2 protein-coding genes are annotated in these 8,120 nt (G+C 73.8%); both read right to left on the bottom strand.

What is annotated here, in order from left to right:
* Positions 1–7,898 (bottom strand): amino acid adenylation domain-containing protein (locus ABZ911_RS34235; RefSeq protein WP_358065614.1); only part of this gene is annotated, 7,898 nt, incomplete at its 3' end.
* Positions 7,899–7,906: 8 nt separating this feature from the next.
* A complete protein-coding gene (locus tag ABZ911_RS34230) occupies positions 7,907–8,104 on the bottom strand; it encodes an MbtH family NRPS accessory protein (RefSeq protein ID WP_358065611.1) in 198 nt (65 codons plus the stop codon).
* Positions 8,105–8,120: the final 16 nt, after the last annotated feature.

The raw sequence follows: 8,120 nt of genomic DNA, 5'->3' as shown, positions 1-8,120 counted from the left end.
TTTCCGGCGAAGCGGTGGGGCTCGTGGGTGATGACGGCTCGGACGTGGGCGTCTTGGGTCATGAAGGTCAGGCGCTGGTCCGGATATGTCGGTTCAAGGGGTAGATAGGCTCCGCCTGCGGTCATGACGGCGTGGACGGCGATGACCATGTCGACGCTTCGGGGTAGGTAGACTCCCACCACGTCGCCGAGCTGTACCCCTTGCTCCCGCAGTCTCGTAGCCAGGGCGTTGACCCGGCCGATGAACTCGGCGTAGGTCAGCCACAGGCCGTCGGGCCCGCAGAGCGCGGCGGCTTCCGGTGTTGCCGCCGCCTGGCGTGCGATGGCCACCGGCAGTGGCACGAACGTGGCCGGGTCGCCGGTCGCGTTCCAGTGCTCCACCGCCGCCGAGTCCTCGGGGTCGAGCAGCGGAAGGGCGGAGATCGGCCGGTCGGGGTCGGCCGCGGCCTCGGCCGCCAGTGCGATGAAGTGCCGCGCCATACGCTCGATCAGCCCGGCGTCGAACAGGTCGGTCCGGTACTCCAGGATGCCGTCGAGGTCGCCGGGCCCCCTCTGCAGGTACAGGGACAGGTCGAACTTGGCCGTGGTGGTCCCCGACGAGATCCACTCGAAGTCGAGAGCGCCCGCTCGCTCGGCCGGGCGATCCGCGTCCTCCAGGCTGAACATGACCTGCACCAGCGGGGTCCCGCCCAGGTCGCGCTGCGGGCGCAGGTCCTCCACCAGCGCCTCGAACGGGATCTCCGAGTTCGCGAACGACTCAAGCGTGGTCTCCCTGACCCGGCGCAGCAGCTCCCTGAACGTGGGGTCGCCCGAGCAGTCGGTCCGCATGACCAGCGTGTTGAGGAAGAAGCCCAGCAGCGGCTCCAGCTCGGGCCGCGGGCGCTCGGCGGCGGGCGTGCCGACCACGACGTCCCGCTGCCCCGAGTACCGTGCCAGCAGGACGGAGAAGCCCGCCAGCAACGTCATGTACAGCGTGGCGTTCTCCTGGACGCCCAGGGCGCGCAGCCGCTCCACCACCGCCTCCGGCACCACCAGCGGCACGTTCGCGCCCGCGTGGTCCCGTCGCGCGGGGCGGGGCTTCGTGGCGGGCAGTTCCAGCCGGTCGGGCATGCCCGCCAGGCGGTCCCGCCAGTAGGCGAGCTGGGTGTCGCGCAGTTCGCCGCCCACCCTGTCCCGCTGCCAGGCCGCGTAGTCGGCGTACTGGACCGACAGCTCGGGCAGCCGGGCCGTCCTGCCTTCGTCCAGCGCCGTGTACAGCTCGCCCAGTTCCTTGACCAGCAGGCCGGTGGACCAGGCGTCGCTCGCCACGTGGTGGATGGTGATCAGGAGCTCGTGGTCCTGCTCGGCGTGCCGTACCAGGAGGGCGCGGATCGGGGGCTCGGAGGTGAGGTCGAACTTGTGGGCCGCGTGGACGGGCAGCAGGTCGGGGCGGTCGGTGAGCAGGAACGGGACCAGGGGGTCGGCCTCGATCGTCACGAACACGTCGTCCTCGTGCTGGACGAATCGCGATCGCAGCACCTCGTGGCGGGCGGTGAGCGCGGTCAGCGCCTCCCGCAGCCGGGCGGTGCCGAGCGGGCCCTGGATGCGGAGGCGTACCTGGGTGTTGTAGACCGCCAGGTCCTTTTCCAACTGGTCGAGGAACCACAGGCGGCGCTGGCCGTACGACGTCGGGAGCAGGCCGCCGCGCGGGAGCAGCGGCACCGCCTCGGAGGGGGAGCGGCGGCGTTCGGTCGTGATCCGCGCGGCCAGTTCGGCCACGGTCGTGGCCTCGAAGAGGGTCCTGAGGGGCAGGTCGACGCCGAAGGCCGTGCGCAGGCGGCCGGTGAGCTTGATGGCCAGCAGCGAGTGGCCGCCCAGGGCGAAGAACCCGTCGTCCCGGCCGACCTTCCCGCATTCCAGCAGCGCCTCGAACAGGCCCGCCACGACCTCCTCGACCGGCCCGCGCGGCGCCGCCCCCACGACCTGCTGCTCCTCGGCGGGGTCGGGCAGCGCGGCCCGGTCCAGCTTGCCGTTGGCGTTGACGGGCAACCGCTCCATCACGGTGAAGAAGGCGGGCACCATGTGCTCGGGCAACCGCTCCCGCAGGAACGCGGCCACCTCGTCGGCGTCGAGCGCCGCGCCCAGGCCAACCGGTGGCGTGTCCTCGGGCATGGTCTCAGTCGGCACGATGTAGGCCGCGAGGACGCCTCTGAAGGGGGTGACGACCGCGGTGCGGACGTGCGGGTGGGTGGTGAGAAGGGCTTCGATCTCGCCTGGTTCGACGCGCATGCCGCGGATCTTGACCTGGTGGTCCAGGCGGCCCAGGTAGTCCACTTCGCCGGTGGGGAGCCAGCGGGCCAGGTCGCCGGTCCGATAGAGGCGGGCGCCGGGCGGGCCGAAGGGGTCGGGGGTGAACCGTTCGGCCGTCAGGCTCGGGCGGCCCGCGTAGCCCTCGGCCAGGCCCACGCCGGCGATGCACAGCTCGCCGGGCGTGCCGACCGGGGTCCGGCGGTCGTCGTGGTCGAGGATCTCGATCCTGACGCCTCTGATGGGCGCGCCGATGGGGACGTGCTCCTCGCCGGGCAGGCAGCGGTGCCAGGTGACCTCGACGGCGGCCTCGGTCGGGCCGTAGAGGTTGTGCAGCTCGACGCCGGGGAGCCGCTCGTGCAGGCGGGCGGCCAGCGCGGCGGGCAGGGCCTCGCCCGAGCAGTAGACCCGCCGCAGCGACGGCAGCCGCAGACCGGGCTCGTCCAGCAGCGCCTCCAGCATGGACGGCACGAAGTGCACGGTCGTGACCTCGTGCGCGCCCAGCACGCGGACCAGCGCGGCCGGGTCGCGATGCGCCTCCGGCGGCGCCACCACGAGCCCCGCCCCGGCGAGGAGCGGCCAGAACAGCTCCCACACCGACACGTCGAAGGTGAACGTGGTCTTCAGCAGGACCCGGTCCTCGCCGGTGAGCGTGAACGCGGCGTCGGTCCAGGTCAGCCGGTTGACGATGGCCTCGTGGGAGACGGCGACGCCCTTGGGGGCGCCGGTGGAGCCCGAGGTGTAGATCAGGTACGCGGGCGCCCGAGGCGGGATCTCGACCTCCGGCGACTCGCCGGGCCGCCCTTCTGTCGGAGATATCGCGATAAATCCGGCGAACCGGGTGGGGTTCTCGGTGACGACCGCGCGCATCCCCGCGTCCGCGGCCATGAACGCCAGGCGCTGGTCCGGATAGCCGGGGTCGAGCGGCAGATACGCCGCCCCGGCGGCCACGACGGCGTGGACCGACACCACCAGGTCGACGCCGCGGGGCAGGCACACGCCCACCACGTCGCCCAGCCGTACCCCTCGCTCGCGCAGCTCGGCCGCCAGCGTCCGCACCCGCGTGTGGAACTCGGCGTAGGTCAGCCAGACCCCGTCGGGCCCGCAGATCGCGGGCGCGTCCGGCGTCGAGGCCGCGCGCCGGGACAGCAGGTCGGGCAGGGAGTGGAACGGACTGGGGGATCCCGTCGCGTTCCAGCGCTCGATCGCGGCCTCGTCGGCGCGGGTCAGCGCGGGCAGCCCGGACAGCGTCCGCTCTGGAGCCGCCGCCACCGCGGCGAGCACCTCGGTGTACAGGGCCGCCAGGCGCTCGGCCGTGGCCGCGTCGAACAGGTCCTCGCGGTACTCCAGGATGCCGCCGACGCCGCTCGGCTCCCTTCGCAGGTACAGCGTGAGGTCGAACTTGGCGGTCTCGGTGCCGACCGCCGTCCAGTCCATCCGCAGCTCGCCCGCCGAAGGCGCGGGCCGTTCGGCGTCCTCCAGGCTGAACAGCACCTGGACCAGCGGTGTCGCGCCGAGGTCACGCTGCGGGCGCAGCTCCTCGATCAGCGCCTCGAACGGGATCTCGGCGTTCGCGAACGCCTCCAGCGTGGTGGCCCTGACCTGCCTGACCAGCTCCCGGAACGTCGGGTCGCCCGAGCAGTCGGCGCGCAGCACCAGCGTGTTCAGGAAGCAGCCGAGCAGCGGCTCCAGCTCGGGCCGCGGGCGCTCGGCGGCGGGCGTGCCGACCACGATGTCGCGCTGGCCCGTGGCGCGGGCGAGGGCGACCGTGAGCGCGGCCGTCATGGTCATGAACAGCGAGGCGTTCTCCTCCGCGCCCAGGGCGCGCAGCCGGTCCACGACATGGCCGGGTACGGTGACCGGCACGTTGTCGCCCGCGTAGTCGCGGTGCGCGGGCCTCGGCCGGTCCACCGGCAGCTCCAGCCGCTCCGGCATGCCCGCCAGCCGCTCGCGCCAGTAGGCGAGCTGGGTGCCGCGCAGCTCGCCCTCCACCCGCTCGTGCTGCCAGGCCGCGTAGTCGGCGTACTGCACGGTCAGATCCGGCAGGTCAGGGGTACGGCCCTGGCCCAGCGCGGTGTAGATCTCGCCCAGCTCCCCGGCGAACAGGGCGGCGGACCAGGCGTCGTTCACGACGTGGTGGAGGGTGACCAGGAGGTGGTGGTCGTGGGGGGCGTGCCGTACCAGGAGGGCTCTGACGGGGGGCTCGGTGGTCAGGTCGAATCTGCGGGCCGCCTCCTCGCGCAGGGCGTCGGGGCGGTCGGTGACCAGGAACGGGACCAGGGGGTCGGGGGCGACGGACACGTACAGGTCGCCGTCGTGCTGGACGAAACGGGAGCGCAGCACCTCGTGGCGGGCGGCGATCGCGGTCAGCGCCCGCTCCAGGCGGGCCGGGTCGAGCGGGCCGTGCAGCCGCAGGCCGATGTGGGTGTTGTAGACCGCGTGCGTCGTCTCCAGCTGGTCGAGGAACCATAGGCGGCGCTGGGCGTACGAGGCGGGCAGCAGGTCGCCGCGCGGCACGGGCGTGATCGGCGGGATCCGGTCGGCGCCCCTGCCCTGGACGGCGGCCAGCCGCTCGGCGAGCCCCGCGACCGTGGGCGACTCGAACAGCGCGCGCGGCGGCAGGCCCTTGCCGAACGTCTTCCGCAGCCGGCCCATCAGCTTGATGGCCAGCAGCGAGTGGCCGCCCAGCGCGAAGAACCCGTCGTCGCGGCCGACCGGGCCGCAGCCGAGCAGCGACTCGAACAGCGCCGCCACCAGCTCCTCGACCGGCCCCCTCGGCGGGGTCCGCGCCGGCTCCCGGTCGCCCTCGGGCTCGGGCAGCCGCGACCTGTCGACCTTGCCGTGCGCGGCCAGCGGCAGCGCGGGCAGCTCCACCAGGTGGGCGGGCACCAGGACGTCGGGCAGGCGCTCGGCCAGGTAGGCGCGCAGGCCGGCGGTGTCGCCCTTCGGCACGAGGTACGCGACCAGCTCGGGCTCGTCCTGCCCGCGGACCACCACCACGCAGTCGCCGACCGACGGATGCCCGGCCAGTACGGCCTGCGCCTCGCCCGGCTCGACCCGATGACCCCGGATCTTGACCTGCCCGTCGGCCCGGCCGAGGAACTCCACCGCGCCGCCGGGCAGCCGCCGCGCCCGGTCGCCGGTCCGGTAGAGGCGGGCGCCCGCACGGCCGGAGAACGGGTCGGGGACGAACGCCGCGGCGGTGGCGGCGGGACGGCCGAGATAGCCGCGGGTGACGGTGTCGCCGCCGACGCACAGCTCGCCGATCACCCCGTCGGGGACGGGAGACAGGTCGTCGTCCAGGATGTACGCCTCGGCGTGCGGCAGCGGGTGGCCGATCGGGGTGACCGCGCCCGCGAACGCCGGATCCTGGTCCCCCGCGAGGGCCAGCACGCCGACGGTGGTTTCGGTCGGACCGTAGTGGTTCACCACCTTGTGGTCGCCCGGTAGCGCGCGCAGACCGCGTACCCAGTCCCAGCGGGACGCCTCGCCGCCGAGCACGAGCGTGCGGCGGGGGAGCAGGGACTCGGGGGCGGTGACGCCCGCCTGCAGGGCGGCCAGATGGGAGGGCGTGATCTTGAGGCAGTCGATGCGGTCGCGCCGCAGGTGCTCGGCCACCCAGGCGGCGTCGGTGGCCAGCTCGCGGGGGGCGAGGTGGAGGGTGCCGCCGGTCAGCAGGGCGCCGTGGAAGATCGTGACGCTGAAGTCGAAGGTGAGCGGCTGCAGCATGGACAGCGCGCGGCCGGGAGCCAGGCCGAGCAGGCCGGTGACGCCGTCGACGTAGGCGAGCAGGTGCCGGTCGGCGACGCCCACCCCCTTCGGCAGGCCGGTCGAGCCGGAGGTGTAGATCACGTACGCGAGCGTGTCGGGGTGGCGGGACGCCACCGGGCCCGGCTCCTCGACGGCGGGGAGCGTGTCCAGGTCGACGACCGGTACCGAGATGTCCGGGAGGCGGGCCGCGTGGGCGCCTCGGGTGAGGACGGCCGTCGCGCCGGAGTCGGCGAGCAGGTGCTTCAGGCGTTCGGCCGGGTGCTCCAGATCGAGCGGCAGGTAGGCGGCGCCCGCCTTCAGCACGCCGAGTACGGCGACGGCCAGTTCGACGCCGGTGTCCAGGTAGAGGGCGATCGGGGTGTCGGGGCGGGCCAGGGGGTGCAGGTGCCGGGCCAGCGCGCTCGACCGCCGGTCGAGCTCGGCGTAGGTGAGCCGGGCGCCGGACGCGTCGGCGACCGCCGTCGCGCCGGGGTGCGCGGCGGCCTGCTCGGCGAAGACCTCGACCACGGACCGGGCGGCGCGCGGCGGCGCGGCCCGGGCGGGCGCGGGGGAGACGAGCCGGTCCCGTTCGCCGGGCAGCAGGATCGGCAGCCGCCCGAGCGGCGTGCCCGGCGCGGCCAGCGCGGCGTCCAGCAGCAGGTGGTAGCGGGCCGCGAAGTCCCGCGTCCACGCCTCGTCGAACAGCGCCCTGGCGTACTCGATCCGCCCGTCGATCCGCCCGTCCACCTCGGCGAGGTCGACGAGCAGGTCCACCTTGGCGGTCCCGTTGCGGGCCTGCCCGTTCGTCACCGGCAGCAGGTTGAAGACCACCTGGTGCAGCGGCGTCCCCGCGCCCTCGCCGCCCTCCGGCCGCACCTCCTCCACCAGCCGCTCGTACGGGACCTCCTGGTGGTCCAGGGCGTCGAGGACGGTCGTGCGGACCCGCTCGACCAGCTCCGTGAAGCCGGTCTCGCGCCCGCAGTCGGTGCGCAGCACGAGCGTGTTGACGAAGTTGCCGATCAGCGGTTCGAGCTCGGGCATCGCCCGGCCGCCGGTCGGCGAGCCGACCACGACGTCGGCCTGCCCAGCCAGCCGGGACAGCAGCGCCTTGAGCGCCGCGAGCAGGACGACGAACGGCGTGGTCCGCAGGGTGCGGGCCAGCTCGCGGCAGGCGGTCACCGTCGCGGGCGGAAGACTGAACTCCACGTCGCCGCCGGCGTGCCGGGCGACGCCGGGCACAGGGGCGTGCGGCGCCAGGCGCAGCGTGCCCGGCAGGTCGGCGAGCCGCTTGCGCCAGTAGTCGAGCTGCCCGGCGAACTCGCCGCCCGCCCAGCGCGCGCGCTGCCAACCGGCGTAGTCGCCGTACTGGATCGGCAGCTCGGGCAGGACGGGCTCGCGGCCCTCCGTGACGGCCTGGAAGGCCGCCAGGAACTCCTCCTGGAAGATCCGCACCGACGCGGCGTCGAAGGCCACGTGGTGGACGGTGAAGAAGAAGTGGTCCTCGGCGCCGCCGGTCCGGATCAGCCTGGCCCGCCAGAGGGGAGCCCCGTCGAGCGGGATGCTCCGGGCCGCCTCGGCCAGGTGCGCGCCGTGCTCGCCGGTGACGGGCACCTCCACCGGCACCGAAGGGTGGACGATCTGCACCAGGGCGCCGTCGCGGCCGGCCAGCGAGGTCCGCAGCACCTCGTGCCGCCCCACCACGTGGCGCAGCGCGGCGGCGACGGTCGCCGCCGCCACGCCCGCCGGGAGCGCGGTCCCGAAACCGATGTTGTACGTCGCGAGCCCCGGTTCGAGCTGGTCCACAAACCAGAGTCGCTCCTGGGCGAACGACGCGGGGAGTTCGTAGTCTTCCTGGGGCTCCATGCGTGCTCCTACTCGGCCCGCTCCATGGCTTCCCTCAGGCTGCGTGGTCGCATGTCCGTCCAGACCTGGTCGATGTGCTCCAGGCATTCATTACGGTTGCCCGAAAAGCCTTCCTCCCGCCAGCCTGCTGGACAAGGGCGGTCAGCTGCCCAAATGGAGTATTGCTCCTCGCCGTTGACAACGACCTTGAACTCGGCCCCCTGCATGTCACGCCTTCTCTCG

It is taken from the genome of Nonomuraea sp. NPDC046570, from assembly GCF_040645915.1.
Taxonomy (GTDB): Bacteria; Actinomycetota; Actinomycetes; order Streptosporangiales; family Streptosporangiaceae; genus Nonomuraea.
The sequence above is the reverse complement of the archived record's forward strand: the minus strand, read 5'-3'. Positions and strand labels throughout refer to the sequence as shown.